Raw genomic sequence first — 25,756 nt, forward strand, 5'->3', positions numbered from 1 at the left:
ACCATTCTCCGGTGGAAATTCATCCCTCCGGCCGATATTCCAGCACCAGCGTCCGCTTGGTTTCAGGGCGAAGCGCAGCCCCTTCGCTGATTCCCCAGGCAGTCACCCACAGAATGGTTTCTCCGTGGCACAGCAGCAGGCAGTTTTCACGGTCTTCTCCCTGAACTTTTGCATCCACTAAGGTTTTTTTAATGGTCTTGGACCCATTCATTCCCATTGGATTCCAACGATCCCCCGGCCGCCGGGAGCGCATCACCAGGTCCTGGGTCAAGTCGTCTGCGGCAATTACCTGGCAATGAGGATCATGTCGCTTCACCCGTGCTGAACCGGCAGCCATTTCCCGGGAAAAAACACTGCCCCGCCCCCGGGGAAGCCAGGTGACCCCGTTTCGCTTCAGCAAAACAGGCGGCATGGGTGCCGTTGTTGTTTCTGGCTTTTCTGCCTTCGGCATGAAGATTGTTTTCTTCCAGGTGATTTTAACATAAATATCACCCGGCCAGTGAAGCCATTTCTCCTGCACGGGGTTTCGAATCATGCCCACAGCCTGTTTCACCTGGCGATAGGTAAGGGTATGGGTGGTGGTGGTCATTTGCTGCCAGGTATTGCGAAGTACCCGGGATAACAGGGCATCCGGCAACCTGTTCAAGGCTTCGTTTTCGTATTGACAGCTGCTTTCTTCCTGATACGCCTGCGTATTCATGGCTTCTTCCGCCAGCTGGTTAAGGGCCGCTTCATCTTCCCGAAGCAGGGTGGCTGTTCGTCCCAGATTGCTGACAATTTCTGGATTGAAGACAGCAAGATGGGGCATCAGTTCCAACCGAATCTTGTTGCGGGTTGCCTCGGGCATTTCGTTGGTTTCATCCTGGCAGAAATCCAGCTGGTGATGGGCGCAGTAGGCCATTACCTCATCGCGGCTTACCTCCAGAAGCGGCCTGATCACTTTGCCATTGCAGGGCGCCATACCTCCCAATCCTTTTAGCCCGCTTCCCCTCAGCAAATTCATCAACAGGGTTTCTGCCTGATCATTCTGATGATGTGCCACTGCAATCCAGTCAGCTTCAATGCGCTCTGCCACTTCATTGAGGAACTCATAGCGGCACAGGCGGGCAGCTGTTTCCACCGACAACCGTTTTTCCCGGGCCACCGTGCCAACATCTTCACTTTTCACCACGCAATGAACGCCCATCTGACGGGCAAAACGCATGGCGAAGGCAGCGTCGCGATTGGCAGCCATGCCTCTTAGGTTGTGGTTCAAGTGAGCCGCATACAGGGTAAGCGGCCATTTTTTTCCCAGCATGGCCAGGGCATGGAGCAGACAGACTGAATCAGGCCCGCCGGAGAGCCCCACCAATATACGGTCTCCCGGCTGAAAAAGGGCTGATTGAAGTATTTTTTTTTCAATGGTGGTCGTCATCACCTACACCCCCAATGTCACCTGCATTAACTGAAGTGGATTTGTCATGCGTTTTGATTGATGATTCACGCTGATGATTCAGCTTTATTGTAACATAAAAAGCCCGCTGCCGGTCTGATGACCGGAAACGGGCAGAAAATATAAAGGAGCGACCGGCGTTACACCAGCTTTCGTTCCACCATTTCGTGTACCACAAAGGCCGCCACATCTTCGGCGTAACTGCCGGATCCAAAACCGGCATCATATCCCAGTTCCTTTGCAAGTTCATGGGACAGGCGCGGACCGCCGCACACCACCACCAGCCGGTCACGAAGGTTTTCCGCTTCCAGCAGTTCAATGAGATGTGTCAGGTTTTTAATGTGGACATCTTTCTGCGTGACCACCTGAGACACCAGCAATGCATCTGCTTTCAGCTCAATGGCCTTGGCAATCAGTTCCTCGTTTTCCACCTGACTTCCCAGGTTGTACGCCTGCACACCTTTATAGCGCTCCAAACCGTAATGACCATGAAAACCCTTCATGTTCATAATGGCATCAATCCCCACCGTATGGGCATCACTGCCGGTACAGGCTCCCAATATCACCACATCCCGGCGCACCTGATGTTCAATGAACTCTTCCACTTCTTCCTTGCTCATGCGTTCCACTTCCACCTTGGGCACTTTAATGGCATTGTAGTTAATGCTGTGCTGGCATTTGGCATAAACAATGAAATAGGTGTAACCAATACCCAGGTCCATGGCATTCACCACATTGGGTTCTTCCATCCCCATTTTCAGCACCAGTCTTCGGGCTGCTTCCCGGGCTTCTTCCCCATAGGGTACCGGCAGCGAGAAGCTTAATTGCACCATTCCGTCGTCAAGGGTATCTCCGTAAGGTTTAACATTTGCAAGATCAACCTGTTGTACCGACATTACCGCTCACCTCCCAGCATCAAAGCAATAAAGGGATTCATATATCCGGCACCTTTTCGGAAAACGCCCTTCAGCCCTTTACCGCCGGTGCGGGATCGCTTAACGCCGCCAAATTTTCCTTCTTCAATCGTTTTGTAAAGGCCGTCTGATTCGATTTGCGTTAAGAGCGCCACCGCGTCTGCCAGTACCTGTTGCGCCCTTCGCTGAATCATGCCGCCTTCTTTAAACTCCACTTCTTCACCGATATCCCGGCAGTTGTTGAAAATGTACTTGGCATTTTCGATGGCTAGGGCCCGGTCATGTAGATGGGGGGTATGATTGGCTTCCGTGAGCATTCCCAGCAGCTGAATTCCCTGATGGGTCCAGATGGATGCCAGATTGAACATGGCATCCTGAATGTGTCCCTTAAAAATGTTTCCCGTCATGAACTTGGTGGGAGGCATGTATTTCAGGGGAGCTTTGGGAAAGATCTCCCGGGCCATTTGTGCCTGGGCCAGCTCAAGAAGAAAACCATTGGGAATATCCGGGTCCATTTCGAAGGCGTGGCCCAGGGCCATCTGTTCCTCCGGAAGCCCTGCTTTTAAGGCAAACTGTTCATTGATGAACTGGGAAGCCACCACCGTGTGGGCTTCTTCCACCGCATCAGCAGTGGTCAGGTAGTTATCTTCTCCAGTGTTGATGATGATCCCGGCAAACCCGTTGATCACCCTTGAGAAAAATTGATCCACCAGTGTTCGCTGCATGTTGATGTCCCGGAACAGAATACCGTAAAGGGCATCATTCAACATCACATCCAGCCGTTCAATGGCTCCCATGGCGGCAATTTCGGGCATGCACAAACCGCTGCAGTAATTGCACAGCCGAATGTAGCGACCCACCTGTTCACCTGTCTCATCCAGGGCTTTTCGCATAATCCTGAAGTTTTCCTGAGTGGCATAAGTGCCTCCAAATCCCTCTGTGGTGGGCCCATAGGGTACATAGTCCAGCAGGCTCTGGGCAGTGCTGCGAATCACGGCAATGATATCGGCACCCTGCCGCACCGCCGCCTGGGCCTGCACCACGTCTTCATAGATATTGCCAGAGGCCACAATCAGGTACAGGTATGGCTTTGGCCCTTCTCCCAGCTCTGTCAGCATCTGGTCCCGGGTCTGCCGGTTCTGGCGGATTCTGGTGACCATGTCACCGGCAACACGCCCCACCACCGCTTCCACTTCTGAACGGTTTTGCGCAGGAATTTCAAGTAAGTTCAGGGAACCATCACTCACCCCTTCGGCAATTTCCTGGGGGCTTTTGCCGGTGGCCACCATGGCATTCCCCAGCCAGTAGGCCACGCCTGTTTCCAGACCTCCCCCTTCACGAATGTGGTTCACCACCACATTGGGCAGGGGTTGATCCACTTCATCAATCCCGTCAATGCCCATTAATCGGGCGATGGTGCGCTCCACGGTAACCGTGGTATGATCGTCAATGAATCCCTGCACTTCCTGTGCAATAGCCTCTGCCGATGCTCTGGCTTGCTGAATGAGTGCCGGATTAAGGTTCAGTTTACTTTTCATTCGCTTTCCTCCCTCTCCCCGTTAACGGGGTTTTCCACTGTTGCTTCCTGATGAAGGCACAGCCACCGTTGGGCCGCCTCCAGAATGTCAGGCTGCAATCCCATCAGCGATGCCACTGCAATGGCATCTTTCGGCACCGGCACGCCGGGTTCCCGGGGTTGCAGGCGGTAGTCCATGGCAGCTTCGAAAAGGCCTGAAGACCATCCTGTTTCCTGTACCTGATGCTTCAGCTTTTGGAGGGTTGCCCGATTAAGTCCCAGCACTTGCAGATGTCTGACTCCCGGCAGATCGCCAACACCGTCGTAATGGGTGGTGACGACTGAAATGGCTTCGCTTTGACTTAAATGTGCCACAATAGCCCTGGAAATACAGGTCCCTTCCAAAGGATTGGTGCCGCTGGCCAGCTCATCCAGCAGCAACAGTCCTGATTCATGCGTACGCTGCAGCACTTCTTTCAGTGCATATATTTCTGCTCCAAAGGTGGACAGTCCCATGGACTGAGACTGCTGGTCGCCTGTTGAAAAATAAAGCCAGTCCACCGGCTGAAAGGCGAAGTGATCCGCCGGTACCCAAAACCCCATCTGGGCCAGGGTGGTAAGGAGGGCCGTCATCTTCAGTGTCATGGTTTTACCGCCCATATTGGCTCCGGTAATCACCGTCACCCCCCGGCTCATTTCAATATCCACCGCGGTGGGCTGTCGGCGCTGTCGGCGCAGGGCTTCTTCCAGAACCGGGTGCCTTCCTCCCGTGATGCAAATGGCAGCTTCGTCTGTCAGCGCGGGGCAACAGGACCGATATCGCCGGGCCAGTACCACCTTGCCCAGCAACAGGTCCATCTGTGCCAGGGCAAATGTATTGGCCATCAGCGGCTCCAGCGCTTCCCCGATCCTTTCACTGAGACGCTGGCGCACCCGATTTTCCGCTTCATCTTCCCTCATTAACAGCGTTTCTGTTTGTTCTGCTTCCGGTAGTCTGCGCTGCCGGTAAATCCATTCGCCTCCCGTTTCGCCGGTCTTTTCGTACGTCCCCAGCGACTCGAGGCGATGAATGATTTCTATATGGGTTGCTGGAATAAGAAATTCACCATTCCAAAGGGGCTGTATGCCCGTTACTTCCACAGCCTGCTGCTCCTGCAGCTTTGTCTGGCGACGCAGGCCTTCCTCCAGCCTGTTTTTTTCCTGGCGAATGTGTTTCAGCTCATCATCATAACAGTCGTACACATAAAATGTTTCGATGCCTGTTCCTTCGGGATCCAGCAGATTAATGAGCCACTGAACCGGGGCCAGTTCAACTGACGAAACCAACAGCTTCCGATTGTGCTGAAGCACTTTTCTGATTCGCTCCGTGGCAAAAGCCTGCTTTTTGATCTCAAACAGTTCAATATCTGTCAGTCGATCCCCCCGAGCTGCCAACAGCAGCGACTTGCGCAGGTTGGGCAGGCCATGAAGATGTTGCCGCAGGCTTTTCAACAGATCAGGGTTTGCCATGTCTGCTTCCAGGTAAAGACCAATCTCACGCCACGACTCTTCCAGCTGAAGCGCTTCTTCTCGGGAGAAAGGTTTCAGGGCTTCTTTTGCCAGCCGGCCGTATTCTGTTTCCAAAGGCAGGCGGGCCAGGGTTTCTGTCAGCCCTATTGCTTCGGGAATGCTGTCATTCAAAAAGAATGTCATGCCAGGCCCTCCCTTCCCATCACATTGACCACCGGCACTGTCTGAACTGCTTCTCTCATCTGCCGGCAAAAATCAGTGCTCTGAAAGCGCCATCCTCCTGGTGACCAGGGATTCACAGTGAGAAATAGTAAGCGGATGGGGCGGAGCACCTGAAGCTGCAATCCCTGCTTCTGCCAAAGCCTCGCCTCCTGCCGGGAAATAAACAGGCGGGTGGCGTCCTCAAGCACCAGGGGCATGTCGCGGTATAGCGGGGTGGTATCCACCAGATCTCTGACGGTACGGTTGGTAAGGCTGCCTCTGATGAGTACTCCCTGGTGGCTGGGCTTCATCAGGCGGCCGATTTCTTTCCCCTGACTCAACGCCGTGGCGAAAGGCAGGGCTTCAATGGCGCCATCGGCATGCACCAGTCCCACGCCGCTCTCTTCAGGCAGCAAGGCTTCCATGCCTGCCATCCGGGCCTGGGTAAGATGCACAGGTGGTACCTGGGGCTGCCAGAGGGGTGTTTCCAGCACCTGTACCTGATGGGCCGTTTCTGCCACTGCCTCCCGCAAATCCCGTGACAGTACAGCACCGGTAGCCAGAATACCGCCGTCAGCAATGGCGGGCGAGGCGCTGGTTTTACGGTTCAGCGCTCCATCCACCAGCACCTGGCGGGCACCATACCGCAGCATTTGCCTGCAAACCCGGCGGATACCTCTGTTGGTATCAGGACCCGCCAGTTCCACCCAGCCCCGCTGTCTGACCCGCACCAGCACCACCTGACCCACTGGTGTCTTTTCCCGGGTTGTCTCCAGTATTTCCACCCGGGCATCACTGCGCCTGAGGCACAAATCAGTGGTCGCCAGCAGCGTTCCCGGTTCCACCAGTATTCCCGGCTTTTCCGTCCCTGTCACCAGGTCTTCCAGCTCGCCATCCCGGCCAATGGAGGTCAACCCCAGCAGCCGGTTTTCCTGAGCAGCTTCGGTAATCAGACGGTTCAGTACCACGGTTTTTCCCGCATTCTTCGCCATTCCTATGACTGCCACTGTTTTCAGTTCGTCGGGAATCAGCGACCACAGGTTCATTGGTGACTGCGACGGTGTCGTTCCAGATCTGAAGGTTCCAGTGCAATTTTTTCTCCCAAAATCAGCCCGGCCACACCGCCGACTTCTTTGTTTCTTTTGCCGTTGCATACATCGCAGGCGGGATCACTGACATAATCAGTGGGCTCAGAGTAGGTGGTGATCACGCCTTCATAGTTTCGCAGCACCACTTTACCGGCACCCTGCGAAATCATGTACTGGGGCCCCACGGGAATTTTACCGCCGCCGCCGGGGGCATCCACCACAAAGTTGGGAACTGCATAACCAGAGGTGTGTCCCCGAAGTCCTTCAATAATTTCAATGCCTTTTGCCACGGTGGTGCGGAAATGCTCAATGCCCATGGAAAGATCGCACTGATAAATGTAATAGGGTCGCACCCGTTCTTTCACCAAGCCGTGGACCAGTTCTTTCATCACGTGAATGCAGTCGTTCACACCCCGCATCAGCACCGACTGGTTGCCCAGGGGAATGCCTGCATTGGCAAGGCGTGCCAGCGCTTCTTTGGCTTCCGGCGTCAGTTCTTTGGGATGATTAAAATGCGTATTCAGCCAGATGGGGTGGTATTTTTTCAGCATGTTCACCAGATCGTCGGTAATGCGCTGGGGCATCACCACCGGTGTGCGGCTGCCAAGACGGACTATTTCCACATGGGGAATTTCCCGGAGTTTGGCAATGATATATTCCAGGCGGGAGTCGGAGACCAGCAGACAGTCGCCGCCGGATAACAGCACGTCACGCACCTGGGGGGTGTTTTTAATATATTCAATGGCTGCATCAATGCGGTCCACCGGCATACCCGTATCCTTTTGGCCTGCAAAACGCCGGCGGGTGCAGTGACGGCAGTACATGGCGCACATATCGGTAATGAGCAGCAACACCCGGTCGGGGTAGCGGTGGGTCAGTCCGGGAACCGGGCTGTCCACGTCTTCATGAAGGGGGTCATCCATGTCAGAGGCACTTTTATGGAGTTCACGCATAGTGGGGACCGCCTGCATGCGCACCGGACAGCGGGGATCATCAGGGTCCATCAGCGCTGCATAATAGGGAGTAATGCCCATACGCAGGGTTTCCAGTGCTTTTTCGATACCATTTTCTTCCTCGGGTGTCAGGTTGATGACTTTTTTCAGGTCTTCCACCTGTGTAATGCGATTTTTCACCTGCCACTCCCAGCTGTTCCACTGGTCGTCGGTGACATCCTTCCAAAGCTCAATTTCCTGATAGGAACGCATTTTCTTCTCCTCCGTTCACTTTCTTGATTGGCATCAATGGCTTGCCCTCATGCCTGTTTCATTTGGCGTGGAAAAAATCGCCAGAAGGGCGATTTTTTCCACAGGTCTTTCAACCGGCCTGTGATCCGCGGTTTATGCATAAAGGGCTTCAAAACGCTTGCGCAATACATCACTTTCCCGCATAATCTGAAGGGCAATGGCCGCATGGCCCTTGGTGTATCCGTTACCAATGATCATGGTGGTGTCACGTCCCACACCCTCTGCACCCAGTGCAGCTTTAGTGAAGCTGGTGGCCATGCTGAAGAAGTAAATCAGCCCGGTATCTTTAGCCGCCAGGATGCTGCCCATTTCGGTATTGGGGATATTCACGCAGTTAATGACCACGTCGGCCATTTCGCCGTTGGTCACATTTTTGACCGCCTCCATGAGTCCCACTGCATCGGTGGAATCAGCCAGTACATATTCGTTTGCCAGCCCCAGAGGCTTGATTTCTTCCAGCGCTTCTGCCCGTCGTCCCACACAAATGACCTTGCCGGTGACGCCAGCCCGCTTCTTCGCTTCATAGAGACACAACATGCCTGACTTGCCGTTGCCGCCGATGACCACCACTGTATCCCCCGGCTTTACCAGCTTGGCTGTCTGTGCAGGCGCACCCGCAACATCCAGCACTGACAGGGCCAGATTTTCAGGCATATCACTTGGAATCACTGCGTAGATTCCGCTTTCAAAAAGAATGGCTTTTCCTTTGATGTCCACCTGGTCGATTTCTTTGCGGATGGCTACAATTTCATCAATCACCAGGGGTGTCAGCGACAGAGACACCAAAGTGGCCAGCTTGTCGCCCACTTTCAGGTCTGTTTTCCCTTCCAGGGCGGGGCCGATGGCTTCAACGGTTCCAATGAGCATGCCGCCTGATCCGGTGACAGGGTTATGATGTTTTCCCCGTTCTGTAACGATTCCCAGCATGATTTCTTTGATTTTTTCAGGGTTACCGCCTGCCTGCTCTTTGATCTGGGTGAAGCTGGCAGAATCCACATTCAAGGTCTGCACATTAATAAGTACCTCATTGTCATAAATTTCCATGGTGTTGTCGATGCGCTGTGCCGGTTGGGGCAGGACACCTTTTGGCTCCAATACCCGATGAGTTCCGTAGGGACATCCGATTCCTTTTGTCATTTTTTTAACCCTCCTCTTGATTTTAAGGCCGCACCAAGTGCTGCCATCATAACCACCAGTCAGGTGATGCGCCAGCGGCACTCACCCTCCCTCAAAAATGATCCTGATCATCCCAAAGCTTTTCTCGCTTTGAATGATCCTCCTCTCTTATGGATATGCAATCATCATGCCAACCCGATTCATGATGTCAATAAATCTCACAAATCCTTCAACCATGCGGTTTTTAGCCTATTATGACTGGCTTTCAGTCAGCAAAAACGGAGTTTATTGCCTCCCCATGTCATCAACCGCCGATTATTCGGCATACAACTTTGAAACTTCCACGCGAAATGACAAGGAATGATCCCATAAAAAACCGGCCAACGCTGTCTCAGTGACAGGCGTTGGCCGGCGTTTACGGCGTTTTGATGCCCAGCTTTCCCAGGCGGTATTGCAGGGTTTGGCGGGGAAGTCCCAACAACCGCGCAGTTCGGGTGATATTTTCACCGGTTTGATGGTAGGTTGCCAGAATAAACTGTTTTTCCAGCCGGTTCATGGCTCCCTTCAGCGTTTCTCCCTCCACCATCACCACACCTGCCGCCTTGCCGGCCTGGGGGCGCCGTCGCTGAAGATAGGGCGGCAGATCATCTGCCTCAATGGCATCACCTTCCATGACATTCAGCGTCCCCTCAATGATATTCTCCAACTCCCTGACATTGCCGGGCCAGTCATGCTGCTCCAGCATTCGATAGGCTTCGGGAGTGATTCCCCTCACATGCTTTCCCAGTCGTTCATTGAACTTCTCAATAAAATGTTCCAGCAGCCGGGGAAAGTCTTCCTGACGTTCTTTCAGGTCGGGCAGCCGCAATGATACCACATTCAGCCGGTAGAACAGATCTTCCCGCAGCATCTTGCTCTGAACCGCCTCAAAAGGATCCACATTCATCGCCGCGATGATGCGGACATCCACATCCCGTGTGCGGATATCCCCCACCCGTCTGATGGATTTTTCTTCCAGCACCCGGAGCAGCTTTGCCTGCAGCTCCATGGGCATGGAGTTGATTTCATCCAAAAAAAGAGTGCCTTTGTTTGCCAGTTCAAAAAGACCAGGCCGGTGATCGGCTCCGGTAAAACTTCCCTTGACCGTTCCAAAAAGAATACTCTCCAGCAACGTGGCCGGAATTGCCGCACAGTTCTGGGCCACAAAGGGATTCTCCCGCCGCTGGCTGGCATTATGAATCGCCTGCACAATCAACTCTTTTCCCGTTCCTGTGCTGCCGTAAACAATGACCGAAGACTGGGTCATGGCCGCTTTCATGGCCTTCTGTTTCAACCTGGCCAGCACCGTGCTCTGGCCCACCACATGGTCAAAGGTATATTTTGCCGTTCCCGTTGATTGTCGGGTGGATTGTCGGGCCGATTGCCGCTGAGTGCCGTACATTTTCTTTTGCAGATCCACCAGCTGTTCTGACAGTTCCCGCACCCGGGTGATATCCCTGGAGATTTCCAAAGCGCCAACAATGGCTCCCTGCTCTACAATGGGAATGGTGGTGTTAATGGTGGTGATCTTACTCCCCTGGTAATTCAGAAAGGTCTGCTGATAATCGCAAATGGGCTCACCGACTTTCAGCACCTGCAGCAATGTACTTGACTCTGCTGTTAAAGAAGGATAGATCTCCAGAATATGATGGCCCACCACCTGCTCTTTATGAAGGCTGTCCAAGGTGGCTGCCGCTTCATTGCAGTACACAATGACCCCTTGGGCGTCCACCATCTGAATCCCTTCGTTCAACAGTTCCAGAAGGTTTTCCATATTTTGCCGGTTTTTAAAGGGATCCAATCTTATCACCGCCTATTTTTCGGCATAGCGCCTAATCTTCGGCACTTATCTCTGCATCTCTTCGCGGAGGTCGCGGACCCTGATACTGATAATACTGGCACATAATGCGGCCATTATAGAGTTTTCGTCGCCGGTCTGCTTTTTTACCAAAAATCCGTTCCAGATCAGGGTATGCCGTCAACACATAAATGGACCAGGTATCGAGTTTGAAAAAGCGTTGGGCCATGGTCTCGTAGAGCTGGCCCAGAGCTTCCACTTCTCCCATCCTTTCCCCGTAAGGGGGGTTGGTGATGAGGCAGCCATAATGATAACGGGATCCCAGGTCTTCCACTGCCCTGCGCTCAAAGTGAATCTCCTGGCTGTCAAGGGCCTGTTCGCCATACTGGCGTGCCATACGGATGGCCTTTTCGTCGATATCGTAGCCCTGAATTTGAAGAGGCCGCCGAAACTGCGCCACTTCATGGGTTTCTTTTCTGGCCTGCCGCCATAGAGCGGCATCGATCCAGGGCCATTCCTGAGCAGCAAAATCACGATTCATCCCCGGAGCGATGTTCTTTCCGATGAGTGCGGCTTCGATGGGAATTGTGCCGGAACCACAGAAGGGGTCAACCAACACCCTGTCTGGATTCCAGTAACTGAGCATGACCAAGGCAGCCGCCAGGGTTTCTTTCAACGGTGCCTGATGGTAACTTTCCCGGTAACCACGGCGGTGCAGGCCACTGCCACTGGTGTCAAGGGTCAGGGTCACCTGGTCTTTCAGCAGGGCCACTTCGATGGCATAGTGCCCTTCATTTTCCTGAAACCAGGAGGTGCCATAGGTGCCTTTCAAACTCTCCACCACCGCTTTTTTGACAATGGCCTGACAGTCCGGCACGCTGTACAATTTTGATTTGATGGATTTTCCTGAAACCGGGAAAATGCCTTTTTCGGGAATATAGAGGCTCCAGGGAAGCGCCTTCGTCTTCTCAAACAGTTCCTCAAAGGACATTGCCTTGAAACTGCCGATTTTCAGCAACACCCGCTCAGCGGTACGCAGCCACAGGTTGGCGCGACAAATGGCTTCCAAAGGCCCCTGAAAGGTGATGCGGCCATTTTCAGTTTCAAGCACCTCGTAGCCCAGGGCCTTGATTTCCCTGGCAGCGATGGCTTCCAGCCCGAAGGCAGTGGTGGCAATCAACTGCACCAGCTGGCCCTGGTCAGCCCTTTGGCTGGCGGCGGCTCCCTTTTGAATCGCATTGGATTGGTTACTTTCCTGTTTTTTCACTTATTGATGTCCTTCCTCGGGCACAATGCAGATAAATTCAAAGGGTTCTTCACCCGTATTCTGGAACTGGTGCAGGGCACCTGCCGGTACATAGGCGTAGGATCCAGGTGACAGTGGATGGTCGCTTCCATTAAGATGCAGCGTCGCATTGCCGCGAATAATGTAGTTTATGTGCGGCCAGGGGTGTTGGTGTCTGGGAGTAAACCCGCCGGGTGCCACTTCGAAAACCCGCATCACGTGGCCCTGCCAGCCTTCTTCTGGCGAGATGAGAACCTGCATGGCAGCATTTTTGGCTTCGGGGTGGGTAACCGTTTTTTTCTCCAGTTGTTGTGTATGTCCGACAATCATGTTTTTTTCCTCCTTATGACGGGGTGGCCGTCTATTTGTTCCTTAGCTCCTTTAACTCCCTTTAACTCCTTTTATTTCCCTGACGCTTTTTGATCCTTTGGGTGTCTGTTTCTTTTTTGACGTTTGCAGGGCGGCCATCTGTTTCTCAACCATTGACCAGGTGATGAGCCCCCAAAGCAATCCACCCGCCATGAAAATCAACAGCGTTCCCACTGCAGGCGCTCCGAAAACGGTCTGTTTCCAGTGACTGAAAGAAAATCCGTTCTTCCAGAGGCTGGAAAGGGTCAAAAAAATAATCCCCGTGGACAACCCCCAGCTAATCATACCATTTACCAGCAGATAGCGTTTCTTGCCCCTGGCGTACAGTCCTGCGAGGCTCATTTGCCGGGTGTCTGTTTGTTTTCCTTGCTTTTTGCCCATACCCATACCCCTTCTTCGGCGCATTTTCATCTGCGTTTCTTCTCATTATAGCAGAGTTTCTGCAATGGTTCAAAGACTCAAAAAAACCTGTACCGGCAGTGGTACAGGCAAGTCTGAAAGCCGCGAACTATCTCTGATGGCGAAGCTGCCGGCAGTTATGTCGCCGAAAACTGATTTTCTTCCTGACGGCGTGCCAGCGTATCCAGCAGCAGCGCCACTGGAATAACACCGCAATATTGCTGGTCTTCATGAATCACCAGGTAATCATACAGCTGATGTTCACGCCGGCTCATGGCCATGCGGCACAAATCAAGAAGAGGTGTGTCACTCCCGGCCATCAACGGCTGAAGATCTGCCACATCTCCCAGGGGAAGCTCCTGGAATCGGTGAGCATCACCGCTTTTTTCCATCTGATAATAGTATTTGCTTCGCATCACCAGACCCAATGGCCGGTTCTGTTGCAACAAGGCAATTCCCTGAAGGTTGTCATTTTCAGAAAACAGGTCGCCGGCAGCCCGGCACCGGTCTGTTAACTGCAGCGTCGCGTCCTGCCGCATGATCTCCCTGGCAGTCAGCCCTTCAGATTTGCCCTTCAGCTGCGTCAACAGTTTTCCATGAGCCTTCATGGCCTCCACTTTTTCGGGTGCGGGAAAACCCATCACCGGAGCCGGTTTTTGGATCCAATACCCCTGACCGTAATGCACCCCCATATCCATGAGCGCTCTGGCCTCATCCCAGGTTTCGATGCCTTCGGCGATGGTTTTAATGCCTGTCAGTTGGGCAAATCGTTGCACGCTTCGCAGCAGCTCCCGCTTCACCATGTCTTTATCCACATTACGCACCAAGTCCATGTCGATTTTCAGATAGTCTGGCCTGGTTTCTGCGATGAGTCGAAGCCCAGAATAACCACTGCCGGCATCATCAATGGCGATACGGTACCCCTGATCCAGATAATTGCGTAGCAACCTGTTGAAATGGCGGTAGTCGGTCACCGCCGTTTTTTCTGTCAGTTCAATAATAATGGTGGCTGCATCCAGCTCCACACTTTTAAGTTGTTCCCGGGTGAACCCCTTTCGAAATTTTGGATCAAGGATGCTGTCGGGGTCAACATTGATGAAAAGCTTATGCTTTCCGATGGTCTCTCTGGCATTTTGAATAGCACAGCTTCGGCACAAAAGATCCAACTCCCACACCCGGTTGAGCCTGCGGGCATGGTCAAAAAGCCGGTCGGGCCTATAAAACCAACTTTTTTCAGGTCCACGGCTGAGAGCTTCATAGCCAAGCACTTCGCCGTCACTTAGAGAAACAATGGCCTGAAAGTGGGTGGTGATCTGCTTGTGATGCAGCAAGGATAAAAATTCCTGATTCAGTTGGTGGTTGTTCTGCGGCACAGCTGTCATAATTGTTCCCCACTTCCCCTTACACCTATGTATTTGAATGATAAATGGTGCTGTTATTCTATCACGAGCGCGGCTTGCTTCTGTTAGTATTTTGTTAACTTCCCGTGAATTTTTGGAAAACCGGAAGCTTAACAGAATATTTACCATCCATTGACATGTTCTTGATGTGACTCTGTTACGCTTTCAGTACGTTCCGTTTTCGTCATCCCCTCATGCACCTGTGTGATTCCTCGATTTCAGGGTGCGGGAAAGGAGTTCTTGGCAGTATGATTTCCCGACGTCTTTATGACCAGGTGATTCAGGAAACCGGTCAGACTCTCAAAGAGCTCCATGAAATACTTCCACCTCAAACCACTTTCGAACCAATTTTCAGCACCACTTATTTCAATGTGTGTGGCTATGAGTTGCGCTCCTCTTTCAGCCGGCGGTTTGATCCATTACTGGAAGCTTTCATGGGAGAAGCCGCTTTTTCAGCAGATGAGCTTTTTCATCTGCAACGCCGCATTCAGTTTCTTACAGAGGTTCTTTTTGTCGCTCACCTCAGTGAGACACATGCTTTGGGGCTTCCCGTCTATATTAATTTTTCCGGGTTGTTTCTTAATGATCCCCGTTTTATGGAATACATTCAGCCCCTTATTACCAACTATCGTCAGGTTAATATCCTTTTCTTGACCATTCAGGTGGATGCTTCGGTATCAATGCCTCTCCTAAACGAATGGTTGAAGCATTCAGGAGAAATGAAAGCCAGCCATTGTCTGTTGAAATGGTGTCCCGCTGACGAAACCATGCCACATCATTCATTTTACCAGGCGTTTTCCAAATGGACAGGCGTCCCCCTTCTTCTTGGTCAGGTGGCAGATACAGCCACTCTTGAAAAGGCGGTCCATTTTGAAATCCCTTATTGCACCGGAACCCATTTCTCCCCTCCCCTTGATTGCATCACTGATCTGAAACCGCCACCGGCGGCCGTTCATCTGCAAGAGGTGGTTAACTCCAATTCGTCCACTTTTTCCACCAGACCTGCGCCGCCGGCGACGGTTCAGGTGGGAAGCATTGCCGGCAAAGTGCCCGCGGTTTCACTGAAAAGCACTGGTGCCGAAGTAAAAGAACTGTTTGCTGTCAATCCATTGACTGAAGGGCTGGTGGTTTTGTCTGATGAAGGCTGGGCCGCAGGACTCATCATGCGGGAGCAGTTTTACCGGAACCTCAGCCGCCAGTATGGTTATGAAATCTTTATGAACCGTCCCATTGGTTTGATCATGGTCACCCATCCACTGGTGGTTCATGACCAGACTCCCATTGATGAAGTGGGTGAACTGGCCATGCGCCGCAGCCAGGATCATTTATATGATTATGTCATTGTTCAGAAGGAAGATCGTTATCATGGGGTGGTAAGCATTCGGGAGCTGCTGATTCGCATCTCCGAGATGAATGTGAGCATTGCCAAATATACCAATCCCCTTACCGGCCTCCCCGGCAATGAACTCATCGCCCGCCAGCTGGAGCAGGCCCTGCATTTAAATACCTGCACACTCCTTTACGTGGATGTTGACCATTTTAAAGCTTATAACGACATTTATGGATTTGAAAAAGGAGACCGGGTGCTTCGTTCGCTGGGCAGTATCCTTCAGAAGAACCTGTTGCTCCTCAATGAACCCCATGCCTTTCTGGGCCACATTGGCGGTGATGATTTTGTCATCATCCTTCCCCATTATCACTATGAGTCCCTTTGCCAACAGGTGATCCAAGAGTTTGATTCAACCATTCGCCAGTATTATCATGCCGGTGATCTGGCCCGGGGCTTCGTAGTGGCTCAAAACCGCCGGCACGAAAAGGAAACCTTTCCACTGGTGTCTCTTTCAATTGCCGCAGTTACCAATGAATCCAGTGATTTCGGCAGTATTGACCGACTCACTCTGGCAGCCGCTCTGGGGAAAAAGCGGTGCAAGGAAACAACCGGCAGTTCCTTTCTATCACTGACACAAGAAGACTGGCGGCAGGTGGATGCCGCCATAAATGGAGGAGATGAATCAATGCGTCAACGAAAAGTTCTCTTTATGTGCGTGCACAATGCTGCCCGCAGCCAGATGGCCGAAGCATTTTTGAAGCATTACGGCAAAGATGCCTACCAAGTGGAAAGTGCCGGACTGGAGCCCGGCACTTTAAATCCCCTGGTGGTGGAAGTGATGCAGGAAATTGATTTCGATATTTCCGGCAACAGCACCAACAGTGTGTTTGATTTTTTTAAGGAAGGCCGTCTGTATACCCATGTCATCACTGTGTGTGATGTGCACAACTCTGAAAAATGCCCCATCTTTCCCGGAAAGGTGATGCGTCAAAACTGGAGCTTTCCGGATCCAGGGGCTGTGGAAGGTACTCATGAAGATAAACTGGCCCAGGTGAGACTCATTCGGGATCAGATCAAAACCCGGGTGCTCCAGTTCATTGAAGAGGACGCCGCTGCAATATAGACCGCCTTGTCAAGATCGGCAGCGTTGACAAGATTGACAAAATCGTCAAGGATGGCACTATTGACAGGATCGATAAAGATGACAGAATCAGTAAGATTGACAGAATCGACAACATTGGTAAAGTTGACAGCATCACTTGGGTTGACAGGATTTCTGTTCGGTGAAGCCTATTCAGCTGAAACCCGATTTTCATAGACCCGCTTTCCCCTGACCCATGTGCCTTGCACCTGCCCCCTGAGAGCCATTCCCTCAAAGGGGGTATTGTGGCTTTTTGAAGCAAATGCAGATGAATCCACCGTCCATCGGCGGCGAAGATCCACCAACACCACATCAGCGTCAGTGCCGGTTTTCAGAGTTCCTTTTTGCGAGAGTCCCAAAATGGCAGCAGGCCGGGAGCTCATGCAGGTCACCAGCTGTTTCAGCGAAAGTGTTCCCGTATCGATTAAGTGGGTGACACCGGCAGCAAAAGCAGTTTCCAGTCCCACCACCCCGTTGGCTGCCTTCATCAGATCCTCTCCCTTGGCAGCGGCTTCATGGGGGGCGTGGTCGGTGGCAATGCAGTCCAGGGTGCCATCTGCCAGTCCCTCCCTCACCGCCCGCATATCAGCTTCCCGTCGCAGGGGCGGGCTCATTTTCGCCATGGCCCCCCGGGTCATCACAGCGTACTCCGTGAGGGCAAAATGATGGGGCGCAGCTTCAGCCGTCACAGAAACCCCCTCGGCCTTGGCCCGGCGAATGAGCTCCACACTGGCGGCAGTACTAATATGCTGTAAGTGGACAGAGCAGCCGGTGGCACCAGCCAGATAAAGATCCCGCTGCACCATCAACTCCTCTGCCAGGGCCGGCACCCCATGAAGACCCAGTTTTTCAGATACGACTCCCTGATTCATACTTCGGTCAAACATGAGGCTTTCATCTTCGCAGTGGTTGGCCACCAACAGGCCGTATCGTTTCCCTTCCTGCAGCGCCTCCATCATCAGACGCGCCTCTGAAATGGGGCGGCCGTCATCTGTCACGCCCACCACGCCGGGAAAGTTGTATTCCTTAAAATCCACCCTTTCTCTGCCGGCCAACCCCCGGGTTACCGCTCCCATGAAAAGCATCTGGCAGGGAAGCATTGCCGCCTTCGCCAATTGCTGCCGAAGGATTTCTCCATGATCAAGAGATGGTTGGGTATTGGGCATGCAGACCACTGTCGTAAACCCACCGGCCACCGCTGCCTTTGAGCCACTTTCAAGGGTTTCTTTCATTTCACCGCCAGGTTCCCGAAAATGAACATGCACGTCGATGAAACCCGGCAATACCCATTTGCCGTCTCCTTCCACCACTTCATGGGCATCACTGATCATGTCACCGGTGAACCCGCTGATGCAACCGTCGCTCATCACCAGGTGTCCCTGCTGTTCTCTGCCTGTATCCGGGTCCAGATAATGCACGTGTTTAATGATGGTTTTCATGATTAATTCTCCTATTCTCCACTGGTTTCAGGTGCTTCTGTCTCAGGTGCCGGCTGGGGTGTTGATTCAGGTGCCGGCTGGGGTGACGTCGCAGGAGGAGCTTCAGGCCCCGGCTGACTTGCAGGTGCCTCCGGGCCTGGAGGCGCAGCTTGCTGACCAGGTTCTCCCGCCGTTTCTCCCGTTTCTCCCGTTTCTTCTGCAGGTTCAGACGGCGTCACCGGCGGCGGTGCCGCATGGACCCGGCAAACACCTGTCGGCGCTGTTCCCAGGATAAAGTACTCTTTTCGGGTACTGCTGCAATAGCGATTGGCCCGCAGGCCTGACACGGTACAAATAGTGACTTCTTCAATATCTGTCGGTTGGTCAAAGTCTTTGGGTTCCAGGTTTTCATGAATGCGGATCATCATGTGCTGCCAGAGTGAGGCGGCCATGGCGCTGCCTTGCACCAGCTCTTCAGGCCGGTCGTTGCCGATCCAGAGACCGGCGGCGTAATAAGGGGTGTATCCCACAAACCAGGCGTCTTTGTTTTCAGTGGTGGTCCCCGTTTTTCCCGCAACGGGAATCAGGCTATTGGTGGCATCCAGCTTTGCCCGGGCACCGGTTCCGTAGGTGATGCTGTGTACCAGCAAATCTGTCATAACAAAAGCTCCCTGAGGCGTGAGCACCCGCTCCCGGCGCACCGGCCGTTCCACCAGCACATTCCCGTTTCTGTCGGTGATGCGGGTGAAGGTGACCGGTTCCACATAAACCCCTTCATTGGCCAGGGTCCCATAGGCCGCCGTCATTTCCAGGGGTGAAATCCCCAGGGTCATTCCACCCAGGGCGGTGGAATAGGTTTCATCATGATACAGGCCGCCGTCAGCACCACGGTAAGGGTCATCCCGGGAAACAAGAGTGGTGACTCCCAGTTTTTCCAGGTATTCAAACATCACTTCATAAGCCCCGGTCCGACTGCCGCCCACTTCTGCCAGTAATTTCACCGTGGCCACATTGCTGGACCACTGGAGGGCATCCCGCAGGGTGATCCATCCGAAATAGCCCTGCCGGTACCAGTTGCGGGGCCAGGCCTGGTTGGGCCGCGAGGCATCCAGGTACACCGGCGCGTCATTGATGCGGGAGGCGCCGGTCCATCCCTTGTCAATGGCGGCGGTGTAAACAGCCAGGGGTTTAATGGCAGATCCGGGCTGCCGGGCCACCAGTGTCCGGTTCAGAATCTGCCGCCCGCCATTCACCATGCGGCCGCCCATGAGCGCTTTAATTTCACCGGTGCGATAATCCATCACCACCATGGCCGCCTGGGGCTGTACATTGCCATGACTGTCCAACAGCAGATCCCCGTTGGCGTCACGCAAAGTACCGGGGAATAATTCCGGTGTGTCAAAGGTTTCTTCCAGTATTTGCTGCAGCTGCAAGTCCAGCGTGCTGTGAATATGTAATCCGCCCTGATACAGCAGGTGTCGGGCCTCTTCCCGGCTATATCCCCAGCTCTCCAGGCTTTTCAGTACATCCTGGCGCACCAGGTCGCCAAAATAAGTGGATATTTCGTCATTCTGCTGAAACCGGCTGGGCTGGAGCAGGGCCAGCACATCCTGATCAAGAGCCTCCTGATACTGGTTTTCACTGATCCATCCCAGTTCCCTCATTTTATGAAGCACCAGCCGCTGGCGCTGCCGGGTTTCCGGGTTGTAAACCAACACATAACCTTCATCCTCTTGCATCAGCACCGTATGATGAGGACGTACCTGTGATTCTTCCAACGTTCTCATCAGTGCATACTGGGCGGGGTTTCGGGGAATGCCTGCCAGCAGTGCCATCTCCGCCAGGTTCAGTTCTGATACATCCTTCGAGAAATAAACCTGTGAAGCTGCCTGAACACCATAGGCTCCCGCTCCCAGATAGATGGTGTTGAGATACACCTCCAGCACTTTTTCTTTTGGCAGTTGCTCTGCCAGCTGCATGCCATAATAGGCATCCTGAATTTTACGGGTATAGGTTTGTTCATGGGTCAGAAACAGGTTTTTTGCCAATTGCTGGTGAATGGTGCTGGCTCCCTGACGGGACCCGGTTCGGTAATTGGTCCACCCAGCCCCCAGAATGCGGCGCAGGTCGATGCCATTATGCTGCCAGAAACGTTCGTCTTCAATGGCGACAAATGCATTTAATAGCATGGGCGGCATTTCATCGTAATCCAGAATTTCCCGGTAAAGGGGCGTTTCGATTTTCTCCAACACCTTCAATTCGCCCTGGTCCCGGTAGTAGATGAAGGAGCTCTCTTCCAGTAACCGATAAAGGTTGCCTGCTTCCAGGGGTTCCAGATCATTGATGATGCCCCTCACAATGGCCACTGCCGTTCCAGTGACAGCGCCCAGCATCACCAGCATCACCAGCACCGCCGTTAGAAAAATCGTGCGCAAAGTACGGAGCCATTTGCGTTTCTTTTTTTGTATTTTTTCTGTGCGGGGCGCTTTTTCGGCCATAAGGGTTCATCCTTTATGATTATTGATGCTTACTGCACTTAGCCTATTGTTGGCTGCTTAATGCTGGATGTTTACTGTTTACCACTTACTGCTTACTGCTTGATGTTAAGAACCAGATATAATAACGATTCGTCTCACCTCTGTGAATCCCTGTCAAAAAACGACAGTGGCCAAAAGCGTGTGGAGATCAAGGTCTCCACCATGCTTTCAGCCTCTATTGTAAAGGATTTCTGTCATTGGTGCAACGCAACTGTTTTCTGCGGCATGTTTCGGGATCCTATCAGACACTTTATGCTTTGCGGAACAACTCGCTGATCACTGCAAAATCTTTCTCTGCCAGTTCAGCCGGTACTTGTGCAAAAAGGGCGCTGGCTTGTTCCAGCATGGATAAATCCAGCCCTTCTCCCTGTGCCAGGGCAATGTTCATGTCTTTCACCAAAAGCTGAAGCTGAAACCCCTGATCAAAACGGTGATTTTTCATCAGTTGAAATTTGTTTTCCAGTACTTTCGAGGCACCCGAGCTGGTGCTGATCACCTGAAAGAATGTATCAGGATCAATGCCGACAGATTCCGCCAGTGCCAGCGCCTGGGCCGCCGCTGCCATGTGGATGCCCACCAGCATTTGGTTGGCCGCTTTCATGCCTTTGCCTGCCCCAAGCGGCCCCACATGAATGATACGGCTTGCCATGCATTCCAGTGCCGGCCTGACTTCATCAAGCACGGCAGCATCTCCCCCGACAATAAAGGTAAGGGTACCCTCCCTGGCACCGCTTATACCGCCGCTCACCGGGCTGTCCAACACCCGGATGTTTCTTTTCTGAAGTGCCTGACCAATTTCCTGCATCGCCGACATGGAGGCCGATGTCATTTCAATGACGATGGCTTCCGGATCAATGGCTGCCATCACCTGCTCATTCAGGTAGAGCGCTTTCATCGCTTCATCAGCGGGAACAATGGAAAAGATCAGTTTAGCCCCTTTCACAGCCTCCGAAAAATCGGACGCAATGACAGCGCCTTTCTCTTTCAGCTGGCTGGCTTTTTCCAGATTGCGATGCACAGCCGTTTTCACGGGGTATCCTGCGTCAAGTAATCGGCAGGCCATGGGGAACCCCATGGCACCCAGTCCAATAAAGGCAGTTTGTGGTTTCATGTCAGTATTCCTCCTTCGCAGAGTCCCATCATTCAGCGGTCTGGTAAGTTCGGTTATCAGAATCGTATTCTTCTATTGATCTTTCACTGCAGTCGATGGATTCACGTATTGTATCTCATAATGAAGTTCAGCGAAAGCGCTTCCATACTGTTTAACAGATAACAATTTCAATGGCGCATCTGTTCTTCGGGGAAAAACCGGCGCACCCTTTCCCAACGTCACCGAAGCAACGGTAATGATGATTTCATTCAGCAGACCCGCATCATAAAACTGTGCTGCCAGATCTCCACCACCAACGATCCACCTGATTTTATCACCTGCCTCCCGGCACATGGCATCATGCACCGGTTCCACGCTGCCTGAGACAAAACGAATGTCCCTGTTTTCGATTCGGGGCATCGTCCGATTGGAGAATACCCATACAGGCACCTTATATGGCCAGGCATCTGATGGTTTATTGGAAACACTTACCTGATGATCATAAATCCACTGATAAGTCGTGGATCCCATGGCAATAGTCCCCACCTGATCATAAAATCTGTCAAACTCAGTATCTTCAGGATCTCCCAACTGAAACAGCCATTCCAGCGAGTTGCGGTCATCTGCTATATACCCGTCCAGGCTGGCAGCAGCATTGAAGACTGTTTTCATTTTTTCGCCTCCCTATTGCATGGGATATGGTATCAAGTAATTATTTCAAACTGATGACGGCAATGGGTGCAGGTAATGCGTAGTTTCCCTTTATTTTTGGGTACTCGCATGCGGCTCTTGCACGCAGCACATGCAACCACGCGATAATCCAACAACGTCTCAATCCTGTTTTTGTCAAATCCAACCACCATTTCGCCGCCTACAAGAAAGGTGGGTACACCCGTGGCCCCAAGTTTCGAAAATTCGGCGTGATACAGCTGGTTCGTGTTAATATCTCTCACTTCATAAAAAAATCCACTCTGCGAAAGAAACGCTTTCGCCTGTTGACAGTAGGGTCATGTCTGGCTTGAATACATAATGATCTTTTTATACTCATGTTTCATCTTGTCATCTCTCCTAACATTTGTGTTTGGTGACTGGTTCTAAAAATCTCATACCCTTTTTCCCTGACAACATCTCAACTTAATCATGCTGTTAGATCTTTTCAAATCCTGACTAATCGAATCACTAACTACTGTACTGATCATCGTACAAATGATTTCTTAACACTGGTTTTATTGAAAAACCCGGACAACTATGTCAAAATGTATTATAACGACATCTGTGAAATGCAAACCCGGCGAAAGCCGGCGACGCAAAGCCAAGGGCCTAAAGCATACGCTATGGCAGCCAGTTGCCGCAACTCAGGATAAACCTGTTTTCGCCAACCGATTAACAAGTTTATTGTTAGGAGAATACTCATGCAGCTAACCCGCGTCTCTCAATTGGTGCCCGGCCAAATTCTGGGGCAGCCACTTTATGATGACCACTCTCAAGTTCTTGTTAAAAAAGGGACCCGTTTGACCAGTTATATTATTAACCGGCTGATAGCCATGGACTATCATTTTATTTATATTTATGCTGAAGACAATGATTATGAGCTAAATGATGTGGTAAATCCCGAACTACGGCAAAAAATGGTTACTCAGCTGCGTCGTCTGGCTTCAGGACTGTCCTATGACAGCGATGGCACACTGAACACCATGACAAACCAACAAACAGCTGCCAACCTTCTTCAGCTGCGATCTGGCGTTGCCGAGATAGTGGATGATATTTTTCTTAAACCGGATATTGTTGTCGAAATGATGGACATAAAGCACGTCAACTCCGCACTGTTTCAACATTCTGTCAACACCATGATTCATGCCACCATTTTGGGAAGCGCTGCCGGTCTGAGCCGGCCCGCTCTTGAAAAGCTGGCACTGGGAGCCCTGTTCCATGATATTGGGCATCTTCAAACACCTTCAGAAATACTAAGCAAACAAGATCCGTTGACTCCTGAAGAACTATCAATTGCTCAGGCTCATACCATCAAGGGATTTGCTTTTTTAACCACTCAGCTGAATATGCCTTCCACCGTTAAAATCATGGCGCTGGAGCATCATGAAAAATTTGATGGCACCGGCTACCCCCACCAGAAATCCGGGGAAGAGATCCACCAATTCTCCCGAATCACCGCCATCGCCAACCGCTTTGATTCTCTGTCTTCAGAAAGACCTTACCGCAAACCGGAAACTCTCAGCGAGTGCCTTGAGTACATTATGGGGGGCGGAGGTTCTCACTTTGATCCGGCTCTCACTAAAATCTATATGAAGCACGTGAACCCTTACCCGGTTAATACGCTGGTCAAACTGAATGACGGCAGTGTCGCCACAGTGGTGGAAACCAACCGCAACTTTTTCTTGCGCCCCAAGGTTAAAATTCTCAAGGGATCTGATCGAGGCGAAATCATCGACCTGATGAAATCTCTCAACCGAGTGATTTTGACAGATTTAACCATGGCGGCGATCAGTTAAATATTGTTTTTATATTCGACGGTATGTTCCCCTAAGATAAGACCCTTGAAGTAGCAAAGCTTCAAGGGTCTTATCTTAGGGGATTATTTTAACGCGCAGCTAACAATTGTGTTGATCAATGGCACAAGCGTTTCTTATGTTATGTGTTTCAATCCACGCTCCCGCACGGGGAGCGACCAGAATTGCTGGAAGAAATGCGTGATGTGATGATTGTTTCAATCCACGCTCCCGCATGGGGAGCGACCTGATAATCAGCGGCCGCGTGTTGCCGTCTGTCTTGTTTCAATCCACGCTCCCGCACGGGGAGCGACCTGATAATCAGCGGCCGCGTGTTGCCGTCTGTCTTGTTTCAATCCACGCTCCCGCACGGGGAGCGACCAGGTTAACAGTGGCAGCATTACCTTCTTTTGATAGTTTCAATCCACGCTCCCGCACGGGGAGCGACCCGCTACGGATCCTTTCGGGAAATTGTCAAAGGAGTTTCAATCCACGCTCCCGCACGGGGAGCGACTATTGATTTATATAATTTAATTAACACCGTATTTGTTTCAATCCACGCTCCCGCACGGGGAGCGACGATGGTTTGGTAACCGGTGGTGTGACTGACGGAATGTTTCAATCCACGCTCCCGCACGGGGAGCGACCCGCAGGCTGTAAAGGTGTTCCTGGGAATCTCCCAGTTTCAATCCACGCTCCCGCACGGGGAGCGACTATACTCCCGATATTTGTTAGGCACCTCAGGAAGGTTTCAATCCACGCTCCCGCACGGGGAGCGACAGACTTGTCAACCGGCTTGCCGCCTTTTGCTTTGGTTTCAATCCACGCTCCCGCACGGGGAGCGACGTTCTCCCTGGCACTGCGATCATATCAGTGTCCAGTTTCAATCCACGCTCCCGCACGGGGAGCGACAAGGGATCGAAAAGCATCTCTGCTTGATTCCTAAGTTTCAATCCACGCTCCCGCACGGGGAGCGACTCCAGATCTCCAAAGGCTTCCATTGCTTCGTCAAGTTTCAATCCACGCTCCCGCACGGGGAGCGACGGTGTGTCCATACCAGTCAGCTCTGACATCAATTGGTTTCAATCCACGCTCCCGCACGGGGAGCGACCCTGACTGGGTGATGACTCCATGTATGGTGTCTGGGTTTCAATCCACGCTCCCGCACGGGGAGCGACTAGCGTTGAAGGGGTGAACTCTCATGACTAAGGGCGTTTCAATCCACGCTCCCGCACGGGGAGCGACCTATATTCAAAACCCAACAGCCGAGCCCCCGCTCGTTTCAATCCACGCTCCCGCACGGGGAGCGACATAAAGTTCTCCAAGAGTAATGATGTTAGAATGAAAATAGGACATGTTGAATTGAGACTTTCCGATGTCAAAGATATAATGAAATGACAAAGGAGACGATACAAATGGGATCAAG

The 25,756-nt window shown here is 52.2% G+C and carries 18 protein-coding genes, 1 pseudogene, 1 CRISPR repeat array and 1 riboswitch; of the genes and pseudogenes, 2 read left to right on the plus strand and 17 right to left on the minus strand.

Features of this window, described 5'->3' with window-relative positions:
• Window positions 1–19: 19 nt before the first annotated feature.
• From tilS to QOL74_RS17230, 12 genes are all read right to left on the minus strand, one after another.
• Window positions 20–1,414 (minus strand): tRNA lysidine(34) synthetase TilS, encoded by a 1,395-nt coding sequence (gene tilS, locus QOL74_RS17175; RefSeq protein WP_283410735.1) that lies wholly within the window; start codon window positions 1,412–1,414, stop codon window positions 20–22.
• Window positions 1,415–1,572: 158 nt separating this feature from the next.
• Window positions 1,573–2,328 carry a lysine 5,6-aminomutase subunit beta gene (gene kamE, locus QOL74_RS17180; protein WP_283410736.1) on the minus strand — a complete coding sequence of 252 codons (756 nt, stop codon included), beginning with the start codon at window positions 2,326–2,328 and terminating at the stop codon, window positions 1,573–1,575.
• A complete protein-coding gene (kamD, locus tag QOL74_RS17185) occupies window positions 2,328–3,884 on the minus strand; it encodes a lysine 5,6-aminomutase subunit alpha (RefSeq protein WP_283410737.1) in 1,557 nt (518 codons plus the stop codon). Before kamD ends, kamE begins: the two co-directional genes overlap by 1 nt.
• Entirely contained in the window at window positions 3,881–5,554 is a 1,674-nt protein-coding gene (gene kamC, locus QOL74_RS17190; RefSeq protein ID WP_283410738.1) for a lysine 5,6-aminomutase reactivase ATPase KamC, read from the minus strand. Before kamC ends, kamD begins: the two co-directional genes overlap by 4 nt.
• The gene (kamB, locus tag QOL74_RS17195) at window positions 5,551–6,618 is read right to left on the minus strand and encodes a lysine 5,6-aminomutase reactivase subunit KamB (RefSeq protein WP_283410739.1); all 1,068 of its coding nucleotides are present in this window, start codon (window positions 6,616–6,618) and stop codon (window positions 5,551–5,553) included. The genes kamC and kamB overlap by 4 nt, the downstream gene beginning before the upstream one ends.
• Window positions 6,615–7,865, minus strand: a complete 1,251-nt coding sequence (kamA, locus tag QOL74_RS17200; RefSeq protein WP_283410740.1) for a lysine 2,3-aminomutase — start codon at window positions 7,863–7,865, stop codon at window positions 6,615–6,617. The genes kamB and kamA overlap by 4 nt, the downstream gene beginning before the upstream one ends.
• Window positions 7,866–7,997: 132 nt before the next feature.
• Window positions 7,998–9,041 (minus strand): L-erythro-3,5-diaminohexanoate dehydrogenase, encoded by a 1,044-nt coding sequence (gene kdd, locus QOL74_RS17205; protein WP_283410741.1) that lies wholly within the window; start codon window positions 9,039–9,041, stop codon window positions 7,998–8,000.
• Window positions 9,042–9,435: 394 nt separating this feature from the next.
• Window positions 9,436–10,860 (minus strand): sigma-54 interaction domain-containing protein, encoded by a 1,425-nt coding sequence (locus QOL74_RS17210; protein WP_283410742.1) that lies wholly within the window; start codon window positions 10,858–10,860, stop codon window positions 9,436–9,438.
• Between the two features lie 31 nt (window positions 10,861–10,891).
• A complete protein-coding gene (locus QOL74_RS17215; RefSeq protein ID WP_283410752.1) occupies window positions 10,892–12,046 on the minus strand; it encodes a THUMP domain-containing class I SAM-dependent RNA methyltransferase in 1,155 nt (384 codons plus the stop codon).
• A 78-nt stretch (window positions 12,047–12,124) separates the two neighbouring features.
• Window positions 12,125–12,472 (minus strand): cupin domain-containing protein, encoded by a 348-nt coding sequence (locus tag QOL74_RS17220; protein ID WP_283410743.1) that lies wholly within the window; start codon window positions 12,470–12,472, stop codon window positions 12,125–12,127.
• 51 nt (window positions 12,473–12,523) lie between these two features.
• Window positions 12,524–12,892 (minus strand): hypothetical protein, encoded by a 369-nt coding sequence (locus QOL74_RS17225; protein WP_283410744.1) that lies wholly within the window; start codon window positions 12,890–12,892, stop codon window positions 12,524–12,526.
• A gap of 155 nt (window positions 12,893–13,047) precedes the next feature.
• Window positions 13,048–14,292: an EAL domain-containing protein gene (locus tag QOL74_RS17230; RefSeq protein WP_283410745.1), complete on the minus strand. Its 1,245-nt coding sequence runs from the start codon at window positions 14,290–14,292 to the stop codon at window positions 13,048–13,050.
• Between the two features lie 266 nt (window positions 14,293–14,558).
• Between QOL74_RS17230 and QOL74_RS17235 the strand changes: the two genes are divergently transcribed.
• Window positions 14,559–16,763 (plus strand): diguanylate cyclase domain-containing protein, encoded by a 2,205-nt coding sequence (locus QOL74_RS17235; protein WP_283410746.1) that lies wholly within the window; start codon window positions 14,559–14,561, stop codon window positions 16,761–16,763.
• 167 nt (window positions 16,764–16,930) lie between these two features.
• Here QOL74_RS17235 and QOL74_RS17240 read toward each other — a convergent pair whose 3' ends face one another.
• The 5 genes and pseudogenes from QOL74_RS17240 to QOL74_RS17260 all read right to left on the minus strand — a co-directional run.
• The gene (locus tag QOL74_RS17240; RefSeq protein ID WP_283410747.1) at window positions 16,931–18,220 is read right to left on the minus strand and encodes a dihydroorotase; all 1,290 of its coding nucleotides are present in this window, start codon (window positions 18,218–18,220) and stop codon (window positions 16,931–16,933) included.
• Window positions 18,221–18,231: 11 nt separating this feature from the next.
• Window positions 18,232–20,697 carry a transglycosylase domain-containing protein gene (locus QOL74_RS17245; protein WP_283410748.1) on the minus strand — a complete coding sequence of 822 codons (2,466 nt, stop codon included), beginning with the start codon at window positions 20,695–20,697 and terminating at the stop codon, window positions 18,232–18,234.
• 289 nt (window positions 20,698–20,986) lie between these two features.
• Window positions 20,987–21,847 (minus strand): NAD(P)-dependent oxidoreductase, encoded by an 861-nt coding sequence (locus QOL74_RS17250; RefSeq protein WP_283410749.1) that lies wholly within the window; start codon window positions 21,845–21,847, stop codon window positions 20,987–20,989.
• 72 nt (window positions 21,848–21,919) lie between these two features.
• Complete coding sequence (locus tag QOL74_RS17255) at window positions 21,920–22,498, minus strand: dihydrofolate reductase family protein (protein WP_283410750.1); 579 nt, start codon at window positions 22,496–22,498, stop codon at window positions 21,920–21,922.
• A 32-nt stretch (window positions 22,499–22,530) separates the two neighbouring features.
• Window positions 22,531–22,821, minus strand: a pseudogene (locus QOL74_RS17260) (glutaredoxin family protein); the annotation flags it as partial.
• A 276-nt stretch (window positions 22,822–23,097) separates the two neighbouring features.
• A riboswitch (cyclic di-GMP riboswitch) is annotated at window positions 23,098–23,179 on the plus strand.
• Window positions 23,180–23,238: 59 nt separating this feature from the next.
• On the opposite strand from QOL74_RS17260, the gene QOL74_RS17265 reads away from it, so the two are divergent.
• Entirely contained in the window at window positions 23,239–24,333 is a 1,095-nt protein-coding gene (locus QOL74_RS17265) for an HD-GYP domain-containing protein (RefSeq protein WP_283410751.1), read from the plus strand.
• A 145-nt stretch (window positions 24,334–24,478) separates the two neighbouring features.
• A CRISPR array of direct repeats spans window positions 24,479–25,641; the repeat unit is 32 nt; unit sequence GTTTCAATCCACGCTCCCGCACGGGGAGCGAC.
• The last annotated feature ends 115 nt before the right edge of the window (window positions 25,642–25,756 follow it).

Origin of the sequence: Anoxynatronum buryatiense (assembly GCF_900182905.1) — a bacterium.
GTDB classification, from domain to species: domain Bacteria; phylum Bacillota; class Clostridia; order Peptostreptococcales; family Tindalliaceae; genus Anoxynatronum; species Anoxynatronum buryatiense.

Excerpts from the sequence above, each read along its gene's own strand:
- tilS (WP_283410735.1), bottom strand. The coding sequence starts at position 1,414 with ATGACGACCACCATTGAAAAAAAAATACTTCAATCAGCCCTTTTTCAG.
- kamE (WP_283410736.1), bottom strand. The coding sequence starts at position 2,328 with ATGTCGGTACAACAGGTTGATCTTGCAAATGTTAAACCTTACGGAGAT.
- kamD (WP_283410737.1), bottom strand. The coding sequence starts at position 3,884 with ATGAAAAGTAAACTGAACCTTAATCCGGCACTCATTCAGCAAGCCAGA.
- kamC (WP_283410738.1), bottom strand. The coding sequence starts at position 5,554 with ATGACATTCTTTTTGAATGACAGCATTCCCGAAGCAATAGGGCTGACA.
- kamB (WP_283410739.1), bottom strand. The coding sequence starts at position 6,618 with ATGAACCTGTGGTCGCTGATTCCCGACGAACTGAAAACAGTGGCAGTC.
- kamA (WP_283410740.1), bottom strand. The coding sequence starts at position 7,865 with ATGCGTTCCTATCAGGAAATTGAGCTTTGGAAGGATGTCACCGACGAC.
- kdd (WP_283410741.1), bottom strand. The coding sequence starts at position 9,041 with ATGACAAAAGGAATCGGATGTCCCTACGGAACTCATCGGGTATTGGAG.
- QOL74_RS17220 (WP_283410743.1), bottom strand. The coding sequence starts at position 12,472 with ATGATTGTCGGACATACACAACAACTGGAGAAAAAAACGGTTACCCAC.
- QOL74_RS17225 (WP_283410744.1), bottom strand. The coding sequence starts at position 12,892 with ATGGGCAAAAAGCAAGGAAAACAAACAGACACCCGGCAAATGAGCCTC.
- QOL74_RS17230 (WP_283410745.1), bottom strand. The coding sequence starts at position 14,292 with ATGACAGCTGTGCCGCAGAACAACCACCAACTGAATCAGGAATTTTTA.
- QOL74_RS17235 (WP_283410746.1), top strand. The coding sequence starts at position 14,559 with ATGATTTCCCGACGTCTTTATGACCAGGTGATTCAGGAAACCGGTCAG.
- QOL74_RS17240 (WP_283410747.1), bottom strand. The coding sequence starts at position 18,220 with ATGAAAACCATCATTAAACACGTGCATTATCTGGACCCGGATACAGGC.
- QOL74_RS17245 (WP_283410748.1), bottom strand. The coding sequence starts at position 20,697 with ATGGCCGAAAAAGCGCCCCGCACAGAAAAAATACAAAAAAAGAAACGC.
- QOL74_RS17250 (WP_283410749.1), bottom strand. The coding sequence starts at position 21,847 with ATGAAACCACAAACTGCCTTTATTGGACTGGGTGCCATGGGGTTCCCC.
- QOL74_RS17255 (WP_283410750.1), bottom strand. The coding sequence starts at position 22,498 with ATGAAAACAGTCTTCAATGCTGCTGCCAGCCTGGACGGGTATATAGCA.
- QOL74_RS17265 (WP_283410751.1), top strand. The coding sequence starts at position 23,239 with ATGCAGCTAACCCGCGTCTCTCAATTGGTGCCCGGCCAAATTCTGGGG.